This is a genomic window from Vibrio sp. SG41-7 (assembly GCF_014164465.1).
GTDB lineage: Bacteria > Pseudomonadota > Gammaproteobacteria > Enterobacterales > Vibrionaceae > Vibrio > Vibrio splendidus.
Map to the genome: position 1 here is coordinate 16,179 of NZ_JACJFF010000054.1, position 19,457 is coordinate 35,635.

The window sequence follows — 19,457 nt, forward strand, 5'->3', positions numbered from 1 at the left end:
CGTCCTTGTAAGACATAATTAAGGCTGATTTTGTAGGAACTTCCAATTCCGAGTTTCTAGGAATAAAGAAGCCAAAATCATATATATACCAATTAACACTAATTGGAATATGCGTATAAGAGTGTTGCTATCGATGTCGCCTGAGCTCATCAAAGTGCTACCGACAAGTACTAACAACGTACTAAATGCAGTGGCGAAAATCGGCGCTTTTTCGGGAACCGTGTAGATCTTCTTGGCGATCACAATAGCGACCAAGCCTATGAATAAAGAGTAGAAGATAATATTAGGAACAATCGAAAGGATTGAAAAAGCCGCTATCGCGAGCAATCCCCCGATACCGTTACTTATCACTAGAAAAGCACTCAACTTTATCGACTTCTCTGACGTAATCATCAACGATAACAGCGCAATGAACATCATTGTCAATAAAGCTTCAGATATTTGAAAGATAAAGAAAAAACATACCACTGGATAGGAGATAATCATCGCCCTAAAGGCCGCATACCAACGCTGTTTCTTTTCGAGTGGCGCAGCAGCGAAGCCTGAGAACTCCGATTTAGGCTCAGGGAAAAATACATGCACTAACGCAAAAAGCATCACTGAAACCACACCAGAGGTCGCCAAGCCAGAGGCCAGCATTACCGAAACGCCAGGGTTATCAATCGCCATGAATGGCAACATCAAGACAGCAATCAACAATATGGTGGCGAAAAGGTTCCATTTAGGGTCGACAAACAAGTAGTAACCCCACAGCATCATTAACCCCACCAAAATCAGCAATGGAATTGGGTAATGGGTAATTCCTCGCGACAGCAATAAACCTAACCCCATCGTCACCACAACGGCCAAGAGCAATTCGTAGACCGTTTCCTTATGGAGGTTTGATTTATCAATTAAGAACTTAGCAGTGAACACTGGCGCCACAAACGCAAGTGGCCAGTTTATCCACGCCGCCAAGAAAACAGCCAACGTAACCCCGACAGTAAATCGCAGGATACGTTGCTGTGTTTGTTGGTCAAGAATCGGCTTATCGAACATAAGACAATACGCTAATCAGACGAATCCATACTTTGCCTATCGCGTTGAACACAAAGTTGTCACCGCTATAAACAATCACATCCGCTTGGCCACCCACTCGGAGCATGCCTGTCACTTCTTCATTATCAAATTCAATGGTGATAGGAAGCATCTGTGTTTGGCGCAACCAACCCGTTTGTTGACTAGCTTGCGCAAGCTTACCTGCTTGATCATTTTGCCCCCAATCAACCCCCCAATCGATACTACTTACGCGCCCTTTTACCACTTTGCCCGGTGCGAAATCTAACGCCACTTCAACTTCATCACCGACCGTTACATTACCTAGGCTGTTCTCTCGATAATAAGCTTCAATCCAAATATCTTCGGTTGAAACAAAGGTCATGATTGCTTGCCCTGCCGATGCATAAAACCCTTCAGACAGGCTAAAGTTAGAAACACCACCTTGTGTCGGCGCGGTAATCACGGTGCGCTCTAGGTTCAATTGAGCTTGTTCAAGTGCCAGCAACGCCGCTTTCACTTGACTGTTTTCTTGTCCCTCTTTACCCATTTGTTGCTTCGCACCTTCAAGATCAGCCTCTGCATTCACAACAGCTGCTCGAGAGGTCGCTAATGCTGCTCGCGCTTTATCTGCATCTGATTTAGAAACCACACCTTTGTCGGCCATCTCTAAAACACGCTTGGCTTGCAGTTTGGTGTTTTGTCTTTCAACAATCGCTGAAGTGAGTTTCGCTTGAGCTGAAGCAATGCTCGCGGTTTGAGCTCCGACATTTTGGCCTGCAATCTCTAAATTTTGCTCGGCTTGTTGTACTGCTATTTGGTAATCAGACTCATCTAAAATGGCTAACTTATCGCCTTGATTAACCAGTTGGTTAGGTTGAACCAGTATATCGAGAACTTTTCCCGACACCTCTGGCTTGATTGGAACGATATAACCTTTTACACGAGCATTATCAGTAATAGGGATGATTCGGTCTGAAATGACACTGAAGATCAACATGAATGCAACAAACAACAATAGGTAGTTTGTGACCTTTCTTACTCTGTCTTTTCCATTTTCTTGCTGGCCAACTTCTTCATTGGCTTCTTGCTTATTCCCTTTGACTTCTGACATGGGACTCCCTTCTAGATAACTAACATCAACAAAATTAATACTTTAAAAATAAACCCAGCGATGGAAAACTCAAGTAAATAGGGTTAGATTTAGTAAACAAAACGTTGCAAATGATATGCACGTCTAATAATGCAACAATATATACAGGATTGTATTCTCATGACCTCTAGTCACTACCAAGTCCCGGTAATTCAAACGAACTACGCCAAGATTCTGGTTCAGGTATTTTCTGACTATGGTCTTGATTTACATCTGTTGCTTAAAGATTCCGGTTTACCACCCGACCTTATCGAATCAGAAAGTGATTTTGTGCCATCGGAATCCATTAAGCGTTTGATTTATCTTACATCGGCACAACTCGGCGTATCTCGGTTCACCGATATTCTTGGACTCGCATTTCGACGTCGAATCATCCCAAATGTCTTGCATCAATTTACCGAATTCGAAACCATTGGTGATGCACTAAAACAGATCAATTCAATCTTTGCCTACGACTCCCCAGGCAGCAAAGTCGAGTTTATTCAAGAACACGGTCAGAGCTGGTTTTGCCGTACTGCCCCGGAAGATAATTCCCCTATGTTTCAATGGGGAGAAGCTTTTGCGATTACATATATCATTGAATTAATAACCATTTTATCCCAACTTCCATGGTTACCTAATAAGGTGCGTCTGCAAGGACATGACATCGATGTCGTCAAAACACTGGTGCCAAGTAGCTGCCAACTGTTTGTTGATCAATCGTCGACGGCTGTACTTATTCCGGAAGAAATATTACAACTCCCAATTCGCCTAACCTCTAAAGAACTCAGTGCTAAACCGACACTTATTGAGTGGCATACCAGCTTTACCGATAGCGTTTATGAGCTTCTAAAGCCGTACATGAAAGAACAAGATCTCTCTCTCGAAGAAGCCGCTGAACTACTCAACTTTTCGGTGCGAACGTTCCAACGCAAACTCAAGAACGAAAACACTACTTATCGAAAAATCAAAGAGAACCTGATGTTTTCGGTAGCTTGCGAACTGATGGAAGAAGGCCACACGCTGACCTACATTTCTAGCCAGCTCGGTTACACCAACATCTCGCATTTTTCTCGTGCGTTTAAGCGTGTGTCTGGTCTTACGCCGAAGATTTACCAACGCTCAATCTCGGCTTAGATACCACTCTCACCGATTAGCTAAGTGTGACCAACTCTTAGCCAAGGGCAATAGGTGTCGCGCAGCCTGGGCTAGAGCTACACACTCTATTTCGCCCATTACCTTTGGCACGATAAAGTGCCTTATCTGCACTGCGATAGGTCGCTTCGGCTTGCGCCTGTATTTCAGACACACCACTGCTTACGGTCAGGTTCAATGTTGTCCCTTTGGCAATCACTTCTTTCAATCGATACATCGCCTCAAACGCTTCTGCCAAGTTAGTTTCTGGCATTAAGATAGCGAACTCCTCGCCGCCTACTCGCGCGACGATGTCGGTGTCTCGACTGTTATTTCTCAACAGTTCAGCGACCTCTTTCAGCGCTGAATCACCTTGGTCATGACCATGATTATCATTGATGGCCTTGAAATGATCTAAATCGATCAACGCCAGACAGGAATGCGTATAACCATAACGCTCCGCTAGGTTTGAATAATGTTTTAAGTCATTATCAAAGCGACGTCGATTCCAGCACCCTGTCAGTGAATCCGTTTCCACCAGCATTCTTAATCGACGCTCCAATATCTTGCGTCGGCTAATATCGGTAAAGGTCACCACGTACTTATTATTGTGCGGCAGGATTTCGGTTAGCTTTTCCACTACAACGTTAACGGTAAACTGCTCACCAAGTCGACTGACGCCACTCAACTCACCTTTCCATCTCTGGTTTTCCTTGAGTGAGCGAGTAATGGTCGATATTAAACTGCTGTTATTCATAAAACAGAGATCAGAAATCGGGCGAGACTCGACTTGATTAAAGGCATAACCTGAAACTCGAGAGAACTGTTGATTCACTTGTATGACCCTCAATTGACTATCGAGGACAATAAAACCAGCGACGCCATCAATGATCGCTTCCGACAAGCTATTCTTGCTTTGAGCCATTTCATGTCGATATAGGCGTGCAGTAATGAGGGTGCTGAGCAAAAACAACGCGCACACAGAAAAAGCCATGACTGCCGAAGAAGCCATACTCAATAACCACAAGCTAACTGCCATATTAAGGGCAAGTGTAGACACCACGTATAGCGGCATTTTTCGGTCCAAACTTAACTTATTCATAGTCTGCTCTAGTGATGGGCGAATGACTATGATGGCTAAGTTTCCACTAAGATATTTACCATTTTACGACACATACAAATTCAAATTACATATCGAACATTAAGCGCATAGGCTTATGCTAACTATTGATCAGAAGAAACGAGTTGTTTAATAGAAAGAGCTAGTTATTAATAGGGAACAACTAATTATTGAGTAAGAACAACAAGCTACCACCGCTCAACGAGCTGCCATAATTGAAGTTAATTCCAATCCCGAAGTTGTCAAAAAAGTAAGAGTCATAAGGCACATCAAATACTAATCCGGCCCCGAATTCATAGTAATAGTGCGTATCTAAAGGAGCAGTCAAATCACCCGCGACATCGATTCTTGTTAAGTTATAGTGGATTTGAGGGTTATTAAGCGACCAAGCATCGAGCGCTACATTTTGCCTAAACTCTAGTTCATTAATGAATCGCATCCCTTCTGGGTTACCGATATCGCCATCGTTCGCTTCGCCCCAGCCTGTTCCATAAAAGTAACGAACTCTTGAAGACACATTCCAACTGCCCCACTCCTTTGGTTGCAAGTATTGAAGTTTGACTGAAGGTTCTGCAACAAGCGCCCATGCTGATGTATTCAACGCGTAGCCGTCTAGCTGAGATTGAAATGCTTGAGAGTAGCTGTTGTTGTATTCGTATTTATTGCGGTAATAGAGCAAGTGAGTGCCTAAGCCATAGGCGATAGACCAATGTTGGTTTAAATGGTTTTGCCCTCCGAAAAAGCCATACAGGCCCAATACCGAGTCTTCATTTGGGTTAACACGACGGTCAGGAGTCACATCTGATGAGATCTCAATATCCTGTTCAGAAAGCGCATAAGACCCTCGCACAGACCAAATAAGGTCGAAGTCAGGGTCATCCGTTTTAATCACGGAAGAGTAAGGGATGGAGCCCACACTCACTTGGCTTCGAGTATCGATGGTTTTATCGGAACCAAAACCACTGTCGTTCAAATTGATAAATGAATTTGGGTCAAAATCAACAAAGCCAATAGATACGGCATCGCTGTCAGTCAACGCAATGGAAGCCGCGAAGATCTTCTCTAAACGATTTTGAATCGCTTCATTTGAGGCATAGGCTGAGGATGAAAAAAGGCCAGTTAAGATCAGAGCAAAAGAAGAGGAATACAGCGATTGGGGTGAAAGCATTAAGTTGACTCCATTCAAACTTATGCTTCAAGTGTAATTGGTAACTTAACTATTTCAATCAGAGAGTTAACGGTGTGGTTGATACTGCTCTCAGTTCCAACTGCAAGAGCGTTGCCAAATCGATGGATCCCCAAAGCTCTTCTACGTCTTGGATTCTAAAATGAATAATCATATGCGCCTCTGTCTAAATTGGAGTCTTATCTTGGATCATTCTTACAACCCTTACTTACCATAATGCGCCAATCCGACTTTAAGACCTGTTTCGCATATAAAACAATAAGCGTTTGAAAATTATAGGATTAACTCCTACGTTTTTTATAACCCTTTACTCAGGAAGAAATAGATGAGCAATATAGAAAAAGTATATGGATTTAACACGCCCCAACGACTCTTTGTCGGATACACGCTTGCGGTACTCGTCGACTTAACCGTTCTCAATTTTTTTGATGAATACTGGGACTTCGTCAATATCGAGTCTTTCACCATCTCATTTGCAGCTGCGATTCTGCTACAACTCCTGCTCAAACTGTCTATTGGCTTAGAACATAAGCTCGCAGATTACTTCAAGTCTAAACCCGGCACTGCGCCTAAGATTTATCGTGGTTTATCCAGTTACGTCATCTTAGTAGGTTCTAAGTTTGTAATGCTGGAAGCCATCAATATCTTGTTTGGCGACAAGGTAGACTTTACAGGCCCATGGAATGGTGTGGTCGCGTTCTTCGCTGTGGTATTCACTATTTTGGTCGCAGAGATTATCGTTTCAAAGATCTACTTCGCACTCGATGACACGCCCAAAGCCGAAAAAGCATAGCCGCTTTTGATACAGACCTAAGACAAAAAAAGTGAGCCGAACAGGCTCACTTTTTACATCTATTCTTTACGTTTCAGCGATTAACAAACAGAGAAGTTAGATAAAGACTCTCGCTCTAACACCAAACACCCAAGCGCTACTTTCATTGGAGAACGCAGGATCTTTAATGTATTGAATATCAGGTGTCACTTGGATGAAATCGTTGAGTTGCATGTTGTAGTAAATTTCAGCCGTCCATTGCTCTGTATTACCACTTATTGCTTTCGCATCAGCTGCAAAAGAATCACCATTCACTTCTGCCCAATTAAGTGCCACGCCTAAATTGTTGGTTGGTTTTCCTAATCCAAAGTAACCCATACCAACAGAAATCGATTTATCGTAAAGGGCAACATCCCCTTCTGAGAAACCACCTCGCACAAACGGCATAACTTGATCAGTCATGAACTGACTCCATGAGAAGTTAACGCCCGAGCCACCTTCCGCAGCAAGGCTATTACTGTGGCGCGTATCGTCACCAAAATCCCAGAAAGTCACATGGAAGTTATCGGTGTAAATCTGCTCTTGCGAAGCCGTCCAGCCTAACTCCAGAGTGGTAAAGTAAGAGGCATCGCTGCCAAAAGCGCTATCAAAGCCATCAAAAATATCATCTGACTGACCATTTGCATCCGCGATACCACCGACCACATAAAAATTCTCGCCCAACATATGACCAGCAGAAAGCGCCAATACACCGTCATCAGGTAAGCCCATCGCACCAGAGCCTGTCGAGAATGCCAAGTTAGTAAAACCAGACCACGGGCTTGCTAGAGCGTAAACATCCGCATAGTTCGTTACATCCTGCCAACCAACAACAATAGTGCCTTTGCCATCGTTGATTTTTTGCTTCCAATTTAAGTCCGTAACACGGAACCCTTGGTCACTGTATGCAGGACCAATTGCACCGACATAACCAAGAGGGCCGAATGAATAGTCTTTTGGCGCAGTATCACCATAAGCATGCCTATGTTCCACCTTCCAAACCAGGCTACCTGAGTTCTGTGTGCCCTTTCCCAATAGATGCCATGAACCGTATAATCGTGCCACACCCGACGATGCATCAACGCTATCGCCGCCAACCCCATCCCCAGAGGTCAGCCCCAAAGCAAAGTAATCTGCACCAAATGTAAAACCATCTTCAGCTAATGACTCCCTCCAAGATTTCTTTTGTGCTTTCTGCTCTGCAATTGTATTTTCAACAGAATCTGGGCCTTCAAAGTTAGCGCCGTAAACAACGCCGCTCATTGGGCTAGCCGCCATCACAATAGCCATACTTATTTTAGAGAATCTTGAGTTCATCATGTCACCAGTGCTTTTTAAGTTAGTTTTATTCTATTCATTACTCACATTGAAAATTGTCATTTGATGACACTGAGTGATTTAGATACTTCCAACAATAGATTATATTCAACTAGATGCGCTAGCTAGGGTTGATACTGTTCTATACCGTCCGCTTTCATAGCATAGACCGACTGCACGTTGGCTGCGCCGTCAGAGTAATTCACATTTTCTTTCGATTGGTGCCCTGTTAACTGCCCTTCAACCCAAACCGGCGTCATTAAACTCACTAATTCAATGCCTTGCGGGTAGTCTATCAGCACCAGTTGATTCGCTGGAGGTGGTGGAGTGTGGATACAGGCTCCAGCAGAAGGTACTAAGAAAAACTTGGTCACCTTAGTTCCATCCATTTCAATCGGCGTGATGTAACCAGGGATACGATGTTTACTACCTACCACTTCAGTATTGGGTTTCGAACCCAACGCTTCGCGTTGCTTCATAATCTGTTCACGAGCTACAAATAACGCTTCAACATCGACGTTTTGTTTTCTCAACCTCTCTGTCACTTCAACGATTTCTTGCGTTGCTTCGTCACTTGCCACAAAACCGTCTTTAGACTGAGCCTCTTTAAAGCGAGCAATAGTCGCCATGTCAAACATCTGATTTCTATCTAACTTTTGAAATGGATCCTCCATTAACTCCATATTCGGAACTAACTCATCCCAGTACGTCACTTTTATTTCACTAGCCAATGATGAAAATGACAAACAACAGAACATCAAAAATGAGCATATTGATTTTAAATCAACCATCAAAATCTACTCCAACCAAACACAACAAAAAGGAAGTAGGTAGAGGAAAAGCTCCCCTACCAAATGATTAAAAATCGAATCGGAAATTACATTTCGTTGCGGTATACAACGCCATCTTTCATTACCAATTTGATAGTGTCGATGGTCTTGTATTCAGGATCAGCGTCAAACCATTCCGGAGTCGCGCCTATCACTGCCATGTCTTCCAATGGGTTACCATCAATCAATAAGATATCTGCAACCGCTCCATTTTCAATAACGCCTAATTTCCCTTGGGTGGTGCCTCTAGGGCCTGACATCGCCAACATCTCACCAGCCGTTGAAGTCATTTGTTTCAATACTTCAAAGTTGCTGCCGAAAGCTTGTGTGCGCCAGTAAATTTCGTAACGACGAGCTCGCTCTGCATCGGAATCTGCTCCTACATAGTCAGAGGCGAAAACGACCTTCACATTGTTTTCTAACAATCGTTTACCGTAATCACCGTATTCTTCTTGAAGTTGGGCGACCATTGGCAATTTCTCAGCTGGCATAAGTGGATTCTTTGCTAGATCTGGTGATAGTCCCCACATCTGTGGAACAACATATCCGCCTTCTTTGGCAATTCTCTTCATCGTTTCATCATTAATAAAGAACCCATGTTCAAAGCTTTTAACGCCACAATCCAATAATCGATTTACCGATCGATCGTTAAAAGTGTGTGCCGCGACATAGGTATTCCAATCTTTAGCGGCTTCAACAATCGCACATGTCTCATCAACCGAGTATTGAGTCGTATCTATTGGGTCAAATCGAGATGAACCACCGCCACCAGCCATGATCTTGATTTGAGTCGCGCCATTTCGTAGGTTCAATCGTGTCGCTTTCAACACTTCTGGTACGCCATCGGCAACCGCACCAATACCCATTCGTTCGAAGTTGGAAATGTCACCTACAGAATTCGGTGTAAAACCGGGATCACTTCTATCTCGGAAATCACCATGCCCCGATGTTTGAGAGATAAATGCACCAGAAGGATAAATTCGAGGGCCGACAACGTTACCCGCCTCAATTTCACGAGTTAGACCAAAGGCTGGACCACCCATATCACGAACAGTGGTAAAACCATCATCTAAGTAGCGCTTAGCCACTTGAGTCGCATGAATTGAAATGTCAGTGAGGTCTTTATTAGTTTCGATGTCACCAAAATTATAGTTAATCATGACGTGAGCATGGCCATCGATCAGACCCGGCATTAACGTTTTGCCTTCGCCGTCAATCACTACAGCGTCACCAGCCTCTATCGGGCTCGCAGAGATTTGTTTGATAAGATTATCTTCGACTAATACATGATGGTCTTCGTACAATTTGTTTTCAGTACCATTGAATACATCGACGTTAGTAAATAGCGTTGAAGCGGCATTTGCAGAAAGAGCAAATGAACACGAAAGAGCAACAACAGAGAGTTTTAAGCCTGCATTTTTCATTTATACACCTTGATTCCGTTTATGAGTGGAGTCCACTTCCCATAACGATTCCGTAACTACTAATGAGTGTTATGAGGTTTCAAAGGTGTTTTTATTAGCCGCGATAATCACAAAAATCTAATCAAAATTCCGAGAGAAAATCGAGGTGAAAACAACTCATCCACATTCAATAACTTAGTAGTGATACTGCCAGTGTTCAAGGTTCACAAATGGCCATTTGGTGACAATAAATAATTATGCGTTCAAGCACCGGTTTCTGCTTAATGGCTGGAGTTATTACTTATTGGCTAGAGTTTCGCTGCGGAACTGTTATTGCCGGAGCTCTTACTGATAGCTTTGTACTGTTGCTTACCGACGTTAGCTGTACTCTTTTCGGTACTGTCTTGGCGTCATGTTCATCTGTCGTTTGAAGGCTCGGGTAAAGTGGGAAGAATCGGAATAGCCCATTTTCGCGCCTACTTGTGTGATCGATAGATCCGACTGCTTAAGCAATTCTAAAACCTGCTCAAGAACCATCTCTTCAATCAAGGTTTTGTAGACCACCCCTTCACTTTCCAACCGACGCTGGATCGTTCTGACATGAATATTTAGAATCTCAGAAGCTAAGCTAATTGGCAGTTTCCCCATCGTGAGATAAGGTTTTATAACAAGCTTAAAAGCGCTCAAGAATGAGCTAGGTAAAGGCTTAGTGAGATCTGATGCTTGAGCGACTTTGGGTAAAACAATCGGCGCAAGCATGATCTCTTCTGGAATTTCAAAGGCAGTAACGGGTCTATGCGTATAAAACTGAGCACTGCCCATTTGTGGTAGAGATTGAAAACATTCGAGATCGCCATTTTGAATTCCGACCTCAGACGGCTTCCAACGACCTTGTGTTAATACTGAAAGTAGCTCGTTGATGAAAATAACAGAGAACAGTTCAGCGAACTTAAACCACGGTGCGTTAGTAAACGGCTTCTCGCGAACCAACCACCACTTGCCTCCGGATTGCTTGGTATAGACATTCGCACCATTGGATACGAGCTTCAGCTGCTCACCAAATTGGTCTAGCGCGCTTTTCAATGAATCCTGCTGGCTTAGCTTAGCCACAAACCTTGGTACATAGGTTTGCTTACAAAAGCTCCACATAAAAAGCGAAAACTCTGCTCTCGACGCAGATTCCCCCATAATCTTGACCACATTCTTAACCGTGGTCTCAGGAAGATAATCGTAATGGTCATTACTGGTGAGAATATCATTAGGGATTTGGGCACTGCGTAACAAGGTATAGATTTCACCATCAATATGTTTGAACAGTTCCGCGAACAATTCGACTTCTTTCTTATCTACAACCGTCATTTGAGGGATATTCGGCATCCTTTCCTCTTAATCTGTTCTTTCACGAACTCAAATTATCACCTTATTTAAGATAGCAGAACAAACGCCCAGTTACCTAGACCTACTAACCGGGTACCTCCGTCAAAATAACGGATAAACAAACGGTTAGTAGCCAAACTAGTATTTACTGACTTGGTAGATTACTGAACGGCTAAGTCCGCTCTGCGTACCCAGAATGCTCGTATATGATCGTAAATCAGATTAAACACAAACGCGTAAATGGTAATAAAAATGGTCACGCCGATATCCATTAAAAATGCCTGCCAAATCCCCACATCAAGTAAGTAAGCCATCACTGGGATCGTCGCCACCAGCAAGCCTGCCTCAAATAGCACGACATGAAAAACACGTAACTTGAGCGAACGCTTTGATTTTTCACCCGTGAAGTAGCGATCAAAAATGCGGTTGAAACAGTAGTTCCAAATCATCGCGATGGTCGCAACAACTATCATGGTTCCTGATAAGGCATTCACATCATGATCAGTAAATATCGCTAAGCCTATAATTGATAGTGTTACGGCCAGTACTTCAAATAACACAGAGTGGAACAATCTTTCTAACGTACTCATACATTCCTCTAAATAATCTATTACGTGTTGGATTGGTCGAGATTATGTCACCTGAAATAATAAGAGAAAGTTAACAGCCATCACAAATAGTGATAGCCTAGGAGTTATTATCCCATTTGGTATTGAGCGAGAGGTAACATGTACAGTTTTGAGCAATTAAAAGTCTTCGTCACCGTGTGTGAAAGTGGCTCTTTCTCTGCCGCCGCTCGCAAACTGAAACGCGCTCAGTCTGGAGTCAGCCAATCGATAGCGAATCTCGAAATAGCCATCGACCAAGAGCTGTTTAACCGAGAGAAAAACATCCCCGTTTTGACCAACACAGGTAAAGCGTTATTACCTGTCGCTAAGTCGATTCTCGACCAACAAAAGTACTTCGACCAAAAAGTAGAATCGCTCACACAAGAAGATGAGCACGAACTGATCATTGCGGTTGATGAAAGCATCATAGATAAGAATTTCATTAAGATAATCAGCTCACTGGCCGATCAGTTCCCAATCACACACTTCGATATTATTACGACCTCAACCTTCGATGTTGAAGACCTGGTGAGACGTGGCGAAGCGCAGATTGGCATCATCTATGCGGATGGTGAACTTAAAGTGGATATGGACTTCTTCTTACTGGGCCAAGCCCGCTTTCTTACGGTTAGCTCCGCCACCCACGAACTCAGCCAAATGTCGGTAGTACAAGACTCAGACCTAAAGCGTTACCGCCAATGTGTGCATCGCAGTTCAAAGCAGCGCGAACTGTGGTTCACCTACGGTATTAGCTCGATGCTTTGGTATGCCAACAACCACAAAACGATCATCGATCTCGTTGAACAGAACGTTGGCTGGGCAAATGTGCCTGAAATGATGGTGATGGAAGGCATTCAAAAAGGCGAACTTGTAGCACTGCCAGTGGCTCACGAGCATGGTGGTTGGATTACTCCAGTGGGTTGCTTGGTGTCTCGCAGCCACATTAATGGGCCAGTGCTGACCAGCTTGATTGAGCAACTTAAGGGACACTCACTGCAATACAATCAATGGCAAGCCAACTAGTCTCCTGTATTTTTGAAAGCACATCTATTTTTTTAAAGCCATTCCATTTTTGAAAAAATCGTCAATTCAGAGATTCAACATCGGTGTGGAACTCACCACCGCTACCTCATTTCCGCTTTTCGTGCCGATAATTTTCTTTGTCGTGTGGATAAAACACCCTAGTTGATATCCCAAAGTGACATAACTAGTATGCGATCCCAAAGGGTTTGTCTTATCAAACTGATATCGACAAACCCAAATCGCTCTTTAACACCACTGACCCAACTTCAAATCTCCCACATAAGTGCCCCTGCCCTGCAACCACTTGTGAAAGCTTCAAATAGATCACTTTTGAATATTGATTCGCACCCAGTTTATGAGCCCTCTTCGAGTGCTTTTTTATATCTAAATGAACCTTTTGGAAAATTTGTCGTGAACGTTTTAAGAAATATTTGCCCTGAGAAAATGGGCAAAGAGCGTAACAAACGAGAGTATGATTTACGCGTACTTAATTGTGTCAGTGAAAGCGAGTATGAATCGCGTATGGCAGTTTGGAATAGCTTAACTTTGGTTTCTACTCCGTCTGTTTCAGAAACAAAAGGCTTCATCGATGAGGCTTTCAACAAACTTCAGCAAGACTTGAAAGAAGCAAGCCGTGAGTTATCGATTAACTACACGGACTTCATCGCAATGGCACATGAAGAGCTCAACTATATTAAGGTGTTTGTTGCTGATAAGACCGCACAATACGGTTGGTATGCCGCGATCGTTATTATGATCATCGGTACTGTTGCTTTATGCGCTCAGTAAACCAAACTGTGTATTAAATAAATTGTCTTAAAAGCTCAAGCGATAGGCCAATTTAGCCTGTTCTTTAACTAGAAAACAAATGGTTAACCTCATTTGTTTTCTAGTCTATAACCCCTTCACTCTCCCATCAGAGACAACAGATCCTGCGTCGCTTGTTTTGGGCTTTCAGCGTGGCATATCGCTGACACCAAAGCCAACCCATGAATGCCTGTCTTAACCAACGTCGGAATGTTCGACTCGTTGATTCCACCGATACCCACAATCGGCAACTTCGTTGTTTCCAACGCCATTTGAATGCCTTCATAACCCCAATGTTTCTTTAGATTCGTCTTGGTCGGTGTGGCAAAAAGCGCACTGAGGCCAATGTAATCGATCGGCAAGCTATCGGCTTCTTGTAGCTGTTGTTCAGTTTCAATCGATAACCCAAGAATCTTATCCGGACCAATCAACTGACGGGCTAACTCTGCAGGCATATCCGATTGCCCTAAGTGCAAACCATCGGCGTCGACAGCCAATGCAACGTCCACTCGGTCATTGATGATCAGCGGAACACCTGAGCCAACCAAAATCGACTTTACGGCTTGTGCTCGTTCAATGAAGGCTCTTACATCCCCATGTTTCTCTCTTACTTGAACCATAGTGACGCCACCCGCGACCGCTTGTTCAACCACAAACTTAAGCGTTTCTAAATCTTGCTGGTCATCCGTTACTAAATAGAGCTTATAAGGGTTCATATCGTACCTTTGGAGTCGATGTCTAAAATTGGCGTTGTACTATTTTACCGACAAATCACATCATGTGCATGGAAGTTAATACTAAATTAGCGCAATTACACACGCACCATCAAATACGCAACTCGTTGAAAGCATGCCGAAAAACCTGAACTTTTTAACTAAAGCGTTACTTATTACACAAAGTATTCACTTCAAGCATGCCCAGAACGCTGTTTTATGAAATACTCCGCTGTGAAGGAATCAGGTAAATATAGGGATAGTTATGCGCCACCTTTCTATAGCGCTCAAGATCAAGCTGGGTTATGCCATCTGCTTGCTCTTTTTCGTCATTTCAGGCTTTGTGAGTTACAAAGGTATCCAAACCTTGTCGAACGGCTTTAGCCAATACAGTGAGCTCAGCCAAAAAGCGACATTATCAAGCAACATTCAAGTGCACTTTCTTCAGATGCGTTTAGCTTCTGAACGTTACTTAGAGTCATTGGATGAACAGTACGAAACGAATTATCAATCAAGCAAACTTGCGATTGATGAACTGCTCAACAACTTAATCCAATCCACCACCAAAACCGATAGCCTAGCTAGCCTGCAATTAGTGCAAGACAGTGTGGCGGCGTTTGATGTGGCTTATGGGTCAATGAAACAGAGTGAGCTTCTCATTGACCAACTGGTCAACGTTGAGATGGTCCAACGAGAAACCAACGCACTGAAAGCTGCTCAGAGCTTGTTGTATGAGTCTTACAATAACAATGATCCAAACGCGAGCTTATACGCGGGCATGTTGATGGAGAATTTCCTCGCAGCCAAGATCACTGTACTGAGTTACTCAAACAACAACGACCTAAAAACCTATGAAGCGGGTAAAGATATCTTTGAATACGCGTTGCCAGGTATTGAAGGCGATATTGAATCTCTCAAATCATCGCCTTATCAAAGTGAGCTGATTGAAGACTTCTCAAACCAACGTGAAGCGTATGCAAAAGGCTTTGAGCAAGTTCATCAACAGATGCTTGAGAACACTCAAAGAACCGCTAGCCTTGCCTCTATTGGTGACAGCTTAGCTATCGCGGTAGCGGATGCTCAAAGTATTCTCGAGCAGCAGAAACAAGCACTCACGCCAGTACTGCAAGCCAGTGAAAAACGTTCAGTTCAAATCATCATCTTGCTAACGGGTGTCGCTTTAGTTATTGGCATGACGAGCGCCGTTTTGGTGACTCGCTCTATCACCAAAGGCATCGCACAAGTTAAACAGATCACCAATGAGCTTTCTCAGGGCAACCTGAATGTGGAAGTGAACATTGAGAGCAAAAATGAGATTGGTGAACTGCTGACTAATATGGAGATCACCATTGAATCTCTGCGCGATATTGTTGGCCAAGTGAACCGCTCTAGCGTGCGTATTGGTGAGATGTCGGAGTCGCTTAATCAAGTGACAAACAACAGCTCGACCAATGCAACACAATTGAACAGTGAAATGATCAATATCTCTTCTGCCGTTGATCAATTGGCTTCAAGCACATCAGAAATTGCGGCAAGTGCTAACCACGCGTCTCAAGTTGCTAACCAAGCAACCGAGAATGTCGCGATGGGACTCAAAGAAGTAGACAAAACACTGCATGAGATTGGCAGCGCCGATGAAAGCATGCAGGTCAGCAGCCAAAAAGTGACTGACCTCCACAAAGAGTCGATGAATATTGGTGCCATTCTTGAAGTAATCAAAGGCGTTTCTGAGCAAACCAACCTATTGGCATTGAACGCTGCCATTGAAGCCGCTCGTGCGGGTGAACAAGGTCGTGGGTTTGCGGTAGTGGCCGATGAAGTAAGAACCTTAGCTAAGCGTACTCAAGATTCTGCAAGCCAGATTGATGAACTCATCACCTCACTGCAACGTGGCGCTAAAGATGCGTTAGAGTCGATCAAAGAGAGCCACAGCACGGTTTCCGATGCTTCAACTCAGGCACAACAAGCCTCTCAGAACTTACATGTGATTAACCAACACATCCAAGATTTGAATCAAGCCAACAGCCAGATCGCAGTATCTGTCGACGAGCAAGATTGTCTGACCAAATCATTGGGTGAGAATGCACAAGGTGCAAACACCATCGCGCAAAGCAACCAAGAATCGGTCAGCAGCATTTCAGGTGCAGCGAGCGACTTGACTGAGGTTGCTCATCATCTAGAGAGCCAAGTAAATCGATTTAGAACCTAACCAATTGCTCATATAACGAGATAGCTAACACAACGACGAGTTAATACGGTTTTGAAGCACCAATAGAAAAGCCCTCAATACATATATGCTGAGGGCTTTTTAATAATCTACGAATGCAGATCTAGATTGAATCTACTGAACCTTCAAACGTTGAATCAACGTCTCTTCATCCAATTGATACAGCTCATCAAGTAAGTTCATCTGCAAGCTACCCGGGCCGCGTGAGTTCTCAGCGGCGATTTCACCAACCACACCTAATACCGCCGCTGCCGCTAAACCACTTTCATCTCCAACAGCCGCGAAAGCTCCCGTTAATGCAGTAAGAGTACAACCCATGCCGGTCACATACGGCATCATTGGATGACCATTGTTTAACGTAACAACGCTGTCTTTAGTGACAACGTAATCCGTCTCACCAGAAATCACCACATTCGCACCGTATTCAGCGACTAAGCATTGCGCTGCGCCTAATGCTGCATCACTGCTATCTAGCGCATCAACGCCTTTGCTCTGCGCTTGCTCACCCGCTAGCGCAATGATCTCCGACGCGTTGCCACGAATGATCAATTTATCCGCTAAACGGGCAATTTCACGAGAAGTCTCGGTACGCAGCGTACTTGCGCCACAGCCCACAGGGTCAAGAACCACAACCTTGCTGTTGGCATTCGCTTGTTCAACAGCAAAGCGCATTCTTGGCGTCCAAACACTGTCTAACGTGCCAATGTTAATCACAAGCGCGCCAGAGAAAGACATCATCTCAGCCAGTTCTTGCTGCGAGTGCGCCATGATAGGCGAAGCGCCAATCGCCAATAACGCATTGGCCGTGTTGTTCATCACGACGTAATTGGTGATGTTTACAACCAATGGCTTTTGCGCTCGCACATCGCGCAGTGATTGAATAATTTGTTCAGTTAGCATGGATAGATCCTTATTCGTTAGAAGTCACTTTAAACTGCTGATGAGTCATCAAGAGCGTTCAGCCCTTGCTGCCAAAAAGCCACTTCCATACGCGTTGCGGTTTTAAAGATATGAACGATGTTTTGACCGCGCTCGCTGTTGATATCAATTTCAGAAAGCAGCTGGTTGAAGTATTCCGCGCCCGTAGCCACGCCAGACTGGAACTCTTCACTGCCATACAGTTGCAGCCAACTTGCGTATGGGTTGCCTTCTAATACGGTATCGCTGCTTTCTAAAAGTGCTTTACCAATCACAGCGTAACCAATGGAACACGGAGCCAGTGCCGCATAAAGATCGACAAGATCCCCCGTCATACCCGCATCCAGAACGTAGCGCGTGTAAGCGACTGTACCGAAATCCTCGGGCTCGTTTTCCAAATCAGATTCAGTTAAACCCCACTGACTACAGTAAGTCACGTGGTGAGATATTTCAGAATCTAATAAAGCATGAACACTTGGCAGTGCACGACGCATATCCGCCAGTGTTTTTGCCTTGTAAATCGCCAACGCATAAGCGCGGGCATACTGTTTTAGAAACAGAAAATCTTGCTTCAGATAGTGCAGAAAACATGGTTGAGCGAGCGTGCCGTTTGCTAGCGTTTTAACAAAATCATGCTCTGTGTAGTCTTGCCAATCTTGTTGACAGGCTTGGATTAAGTCTTGGTATTTCATGAGATTCCTTAGTCAAAAGTCGGTACGTAGTCAGCGGCTTTTGGTAGTGATTTGATAATGCCTTTGTCGAACATGAACTGTGCGTAATCGTCGTAACGTTTTAGATCAACCGCTGAAGGGCGAAGTGCAAAACGAGTCAGCGTGTCATTCCATGCGCGTTGGTTAAGCTCGTTATTCAACGTATCTGGTGAGTACGCAACAAACTCGCCCCATGACTCTTGTGGGTGGTTCACAATGTAAGTTGTTGCTTGTTCCAATGCTTTGTTAAACGCTTTGATCGCTTCATCGTCGTGCTGCTTTGCGTTCGCCACAAAGATAAGCTCATCGTAAGCAGGAACACCGTGCTCTTCTGGGAAGAATGCCTTCGCTTTAAAGCCTTCAAGGGCTAGCTGGTTAGTTTCGAAATTACGTAAGCCACCCCAGATTGCATCTACCTTGCCCGATGCTAATGAAGACGACAGTGCCCAACCAACATTGATGGTTTGTACGTCTGAAAACGCAACATTTTCTTGAGCTAGCATGGTGCCGATGGTCGCTTCTTCGTTTCCTGCAATCGCAATACCGATCTTCTTACCCTTCAGATCCGCTAGCGAATCGTTCTTGCCGTTATCCAATACCATTAGCGTGTTCAGTGGCGTCGCGATAAGGGTTGATGCACGAACTAAAGGAAGACCCGCTGCCACATCCATGGTTAAACTTGGTTGGTAAGTTACCGCTAAATCAACCTTACCTGCTGCGACAAGTTTCGCTGGCGTGCTTGGGTCTGCTGGTTCTTGGATTTCAACCTCTAAGCCTTGGTCAGCAAAGTAACCACGCTCTTGAGCAATCACAATCGGGCCGTGGTTCGGGTTTACAAACCAATCCAACATCAATGTCAGTTTCTTTTGTTCAGAGTCCGCTAGAGCATGACCTGAAACTAACGAAGCAAGCAGTGCCACTGCACCTATCAATTTTGTATTTTTCACGGTTAACCTTTCCTTTTGAATATTATTATTGTGTTTATATACCCGTGATCAATGAAGGTGCTTGATTTTCGATAAAATCAGGATCATGCTAAGACCCATGAAAATTACACTGACTCCTCAACAAAAGCTGCAACTCGAGCAGATGCACGATTCTACTCG

The 19,457-nt window shown here is 44.0% G+C and carries 18 protein-coding genes; 5 read left to right on the forward strand and 13 right to left on the reverse strand.

Annotated features, from left to right (window positions below):
• Nucleotides 1-18: 18 nt before the first annotated feature.
• Together H5300_RS14975 and H5300_RS14980 are read right to left on the reverse strand one after the other, a co-directional pair.
• On the reverse strand, nucleotides 19-1,038 hold the full coding sequence (locus H5300_RS14975) for a DUF2955 domain-containing protein (protein WP_182796320.1): 1,020 nt from the start codon (nucleotides 1,036-1,038) through the stop codon (nucleotides 19-21).
• Nucleotides 1,028-2,149 (reverse strand): HlyD family secretion protein, encoded by a 1,122-nt coding sequence (locus H5300_RS14980; RefSeq protein WP_061021930.1) that lies wholly within the window; start codon nucleotides 2,147-2,149, stop codon nucleotides 1,028-1,030. Before H5300_RS14980 ends, H5300_RS14975 begins: the two co-directional genes overlap by 11 nt.
• Nucleotides 2,150-2,308: 159 nt before the next feature.
• Between H5300_RS14980 and H5300_RS14985 the strand changes: the two genes are divergently transcribed.
• On the forward strand, nucleotides 2,309-3,304 hold the full coding sequence (locus H5300_RS14985) for an AraC family transcriptional regulator (protein ID WP_061021932.1): 996 nt from the start codon (nucleotides 2,309-2,311) through the stop codon (nucleotides 3,302-3,304).
• Between the two features lie 37 nt (nucleotides 3,305-3,341).
• Here the strand turns inward: H5300_RS14985 and H5300_RS14990 are convergent, their stop codons facing one another.
• Both H5300_RS14990 and H5300_RS14995 read right to left on the reverse strand, forming a co-directional pair.
• Nucleotides 3,342-4,403, reverse strand: coding sequence for a sensor domain-containing diguanylate cyclase (locus H5300_RS14990; RefSeq protein WP_061021934.1), 1,062 nt, complete (start codon nucleotides 4,401-4,403; stop codon nucleotides 3,342-3,344).
• A 181-nt stretch (nucleotides 4,404-4,584) separates the two neighbouring features.
• Nucleotides 4,585-5,589: a Solitary outer membrane autotransporter beta-barrel domain gene (locus tag H5300_RS14995; RefSeq protein WP_182796321.1), complete on the reverse strand. Its 1,005-nt coding sequence runs from the start codon at nucleotides 5,587-5,589 to the stop codon at nucleotides 4,585-4,587.
• A 343-nt stretch (nucleotides 5,590-5,932) separates the two neighbouring features.
• Here H5300_RS14995 and H5300_RS15000 point away from each other — a divergent pair, with 343 nt between their 5' ends.
• Entirely contained in the window at nucleotides 5,933-6,400 is a 468-nt protein-coding gene (locus tag H5300_RS15000) for a hypothetical protein (RefSeq protein ID WP_004731619.1), read from the forward strand.
• Nucleotides 6,401-6,496: 96 nt separating this feature from the next.
• Here the strand turns inward: H5300_RS15000 and H5300_RS15005 are convergent, their stop codons facing one another.
• From H5300_RS15005 to H5300_RS15025, 5 genes are all read right to left on the reverse strand, one after another.
• Nucleotides 6,497-7,696 carry a carbohydrate porin gene (locus H5300_RS15005; protein ID WP_019350640.1) on the reverse strand — a complete coding sequence of 400 codons (1,200 nt, stop codon included), beginning with the start codon at nucleotides 7,694-7,696 and terminating at the stop codon, nucleotides 6,497-6,499.
• Nucleotides 7,697-7,860: 164 nt separating this feature from the next.
• Nucleotides 7,861-8,526: a DUF3299 domain-containing protein gene (locus H5300_RS15010; protein ID WP_054542561.1), complete on the reverse strand. Its 666-nt coding sequence runs from the start codon at nucleotides 8,524-8,526 to the stop codon at nucleotides 7,861-7,863.
• An 86-nt stretch (nucleotides 8,527-8,612) separates the two neighbouring features.
• Entirely contained in the window at nucleotides 8,613-9,989 is a 1,377-nt protein-coding gene (locus tag H5300_RS15015) for an amidohydrolase family protein (protein ID WP_004731623.1), read from the reverse strand.
• A 357-nt stretch (nucleotides 9,990-10,346) separates the two neighbouring features.
• Nucleotides 10,347-11,327: an AraC family transcriptional regulator gene (locus H5300_RS15020; RefSeq protein ID WP_182796324.1), complete on the reverse strand. Its 981-nt coding sequence runs from the start codon at nucleotides 11,325-11,327 to the stop codon at nucleotides 10,347-10,349.
• A 179-nt stretch (nucleotides 11,328-11,506) separates the two neighbouring features.
• Nucleotides 11,507-11,935: a PACE efflux transporter gene (locus H5300_RS15025; protein ID WP_061021940.1), complete on the reverse strand. Its 429-nt coding sequence runs from the start codon at nucleotides 11,933-11,935 to the stop codon at nucleotides 11,507-11,509.
• 138 nt (nucleotides 11,936-12,073) lie between these two features.
• Here H5300_RS15025 and H5300_RS15030 point away from each other — a divergent pair, with 138 nt between their 5' ends.
• Both H5300_RS15030 and H5300_RS15035 read left to right on the forward strand, forming a co-directional pair.
• The gene (locus H5300_RS15030; RefSeq protein WP_182796322.1) at nucleotides 12,074-12,976 is read left to right on the forward strand and encodes a LysR family transcriptional regulator; all 903 of its coding nucleotides are present in this window, start codon (nucleotides 12,074-12,076) and stop codon (nucleotides 12,974-12,976) included.
• A gap of 444 nt (nucleotides 12,977-13,420) precedes the next feature.
• Nucleotides 13,421-13,765, forward strand: coding sequence for a thiamine-phosphate diphosphorylase (locus H5300_RS15035; RefSeq protein ID WP_102488759.1), 345 nt, complete (start codon nucleotides 13,421-13,423; stop codon nucleotides 13,763-13,765).
• A 116-nt stretch (nucleotides 13,766-13,881) separates the two neighbouring features.
• Here H5300_RS15035 and thiE read toward each other — a convergent pair whose 3' ends face one another.
• Entirely contained in the window at nucleotides 13,882-14,499 is a 618-nt protein-coding gene (thiE, locus tag H5300_RS15040) for a thiamine phosphate synthase (protein WP_102572811.1), read from the reverse strand.
• A gap of 262 nt (nucleotides 14,500-14,761) precedes the next feature.
• Here thiE and H5300_RS15045 point away from each other — a divergent pair, with 262 nt between their 5' ends.
• The gene (locus H5300_RS15045; protein ID WP_065676194.1) at nucleotides 14,762-16,705 is read left to right on the forward strand and encodes a methyl-accepting chemotaxis protein; all 1,944 of its coding nucleotides are present in this window, start codon (nucleotides 14,762-14,764) and stop codon (nucleotides 16,703-16,705) included.
• Nucleotides 16,706-16,837: 132 nt separating this feature from the next.
• On the opposite strand, the gene thiM is transcribed toward H5300_RS15045, so the two are convergent.
• The 3 genes from thiM to H5300_RS15060 are packed head-to-tail and all read right to left on the reverse strand — an operon-like array spanning nucleotide 16,838 to nucleotide 19,298.
• Nucleotides 16,838-17,623 carry a hydroxyethylthiazole kinase gene (gene thiM / locus H5300_RS15050; RefSeq protein WP_182796323.1) on the reverse strand — a complete coding sequence of 262 codons (786 nt, stop codon included), beginning with the start codon at nucleotides 17,621-17,623 and terminating at the stop codon, nucleotides 16,838-16,840.
• Between the two features lie 29 nt (nucleotides 17,624-17,652).
• Complete coding sequence (tenA, locus tag H5300_RS15055) at nucleotides 17,653-18,333, reverse strand: thiaminase II (protein ID WP_102537490.1); 681 nt, start codon at nucleotides 18,331-18,333, stop codon at nucleotides 17,653-17,655.
• 8 nt (nucleotides 18,334-18,341) lie between these two features.
• The gene (locus H5300_RS15060; protein WP_121602353.1) at nucleotides 18,342-19,298 is read right to left on the reverse strand and encodes an ABC transporter substrate-binding protein; all 957 of its coding nucleotides are present in this window, start codon (nucleotides 19,296-19,298) and stop codon (nucleotides 18,342-18,344) included.
• Nucleotides 19,299-19,457: the final 159 nt, after the last annotated feature.

What these genes read in the sequence shown, in the direction of transcription:
- thiE (WP_102572811.1), bottom strand. Translation starts at nt 14,499, where the DNA reads ATGAACCCTTATAAGCTCTATTTAGTAACGGATGACCAGCAAGATTTA.
- H5300_RS14985 (WP_061021932.1), top strand. Translation starts at nt 2,309, where the DNA reads ATGACCTCTAGTCACTACCAAGTCCCGGTAATTCAAACGAACTACGCC.
- H5300_RS15035 (WP_102488759.1), top strand. Translation starts at nt 13,421, where the DNA reads ATGGGCAAAGAGCGTAACAAACGAGAGTATGATTTACGCGTACTTAAT.
- thiM (WP_182796323.1), bottom strand. Translation starts at nt 17,623, where the DNA reads ATGCTAACTGAACAAATTATTCAATCACTGCGCGATGTGCGAGCGCAA.
- H5300_RS14995 (WP_182796321.1), bottom strand. Translation starts at nt 5,589, where the DNA reads ATGCTTTCACCCCAATCGCTGTATTCCTCTTCTTTTGCTCTGATCTTA.
- H5300_RS15010 (WP_054542561.1), bottom strand. Translation starts at nt 8,526, where the DNA reads ATGGTTGATTTAAAATCAATATGCTCATTTTTGATGTTCTGTTGTTTG.
- H5300_RS14975 (WP_182796320.1), bottom strand. Translation starts at nt 1,038, where the DNA reads ATGTTCGATAAGCCGATTCTTGACCAACAAACACAGCAACGTATCCTG.
- H5300_RS15045 (WP_065676194.1), top strand. Translation starts at nt 14,762, where the DNA reads ATGCGCCACCTTTCTATAGCGCTCAAGATCAAGCTGGGTTATGCCATC.
- H5300_RS15015 (WP_004731623.1), bottom strand. Translation starts at nt 9,989, where the DNA reads ATGAAAAATGCAGGCTTAAAACTCTCTGTTGTTGCTCTTTCGTGTTCA.
- H5300_RS15030 (WP_182796322.1), top strand. Translation starts at nt 12,074, where the DNA reads ATGTACAGTTTTGAGCAATTAAAAGTCTTCGTCACCGTGTGTGAAAGT.
- tenA (WP_102537490.1), bottom strand. Translation starts at nt 18,333, where the DNA reads ATGAAATACCAAGACTTAATCCAAGCCTGTCAACAAGATTGGCAAGAC.
- H5300_RS15020 (WP_182796324.1), bottom strand. Translation starts at nt 11,327, where the DNA reads ATGACGGTTGTAGATAAGAAAGAAGTCGAATTGTTCGCGGAACTGTTC.
- H5300_RS14990 (WP_061021934.1), bottom strand. Translation starts at nt 4,403, where the DNA reads ATGAATAAGTTAAGTTTGGACCGAAAAATGCCGCTATACGTGGTGTCT.
- H5300_RS15005 (WP_019350640.1), bottom strand. Translation starts at nt 7,696, where the DNA reads ATGGCGGCTAGCCCAATGAGCGGCGTTGTTTACGGCGCTAACTTTGAA.
- H5300_RS15025 (WP_061021940.1), bottom strand. Translation starts at nt 11,935, where the DNA reads ATGAGTACGTTAGAAAGATTGTTCCACTCTGTGTTATTTGAAGTACTG.
- H5300_RS15000 (WP_004731619.1), top strand. Translation starts at nt 5,933, where the DNA reads ATGAGCAATATAGAAAAAGTATATGGATTTAACACGCCCCAACGACTC.
- H5300_RS14980 (WP_061021930.1), bottom strand. Translation starts at nt 2,149, where the DNA reads ATGTCAGAAGTCAAAGGGAATAAGCAAGAAGCCAATGAAGAAGTTGGC.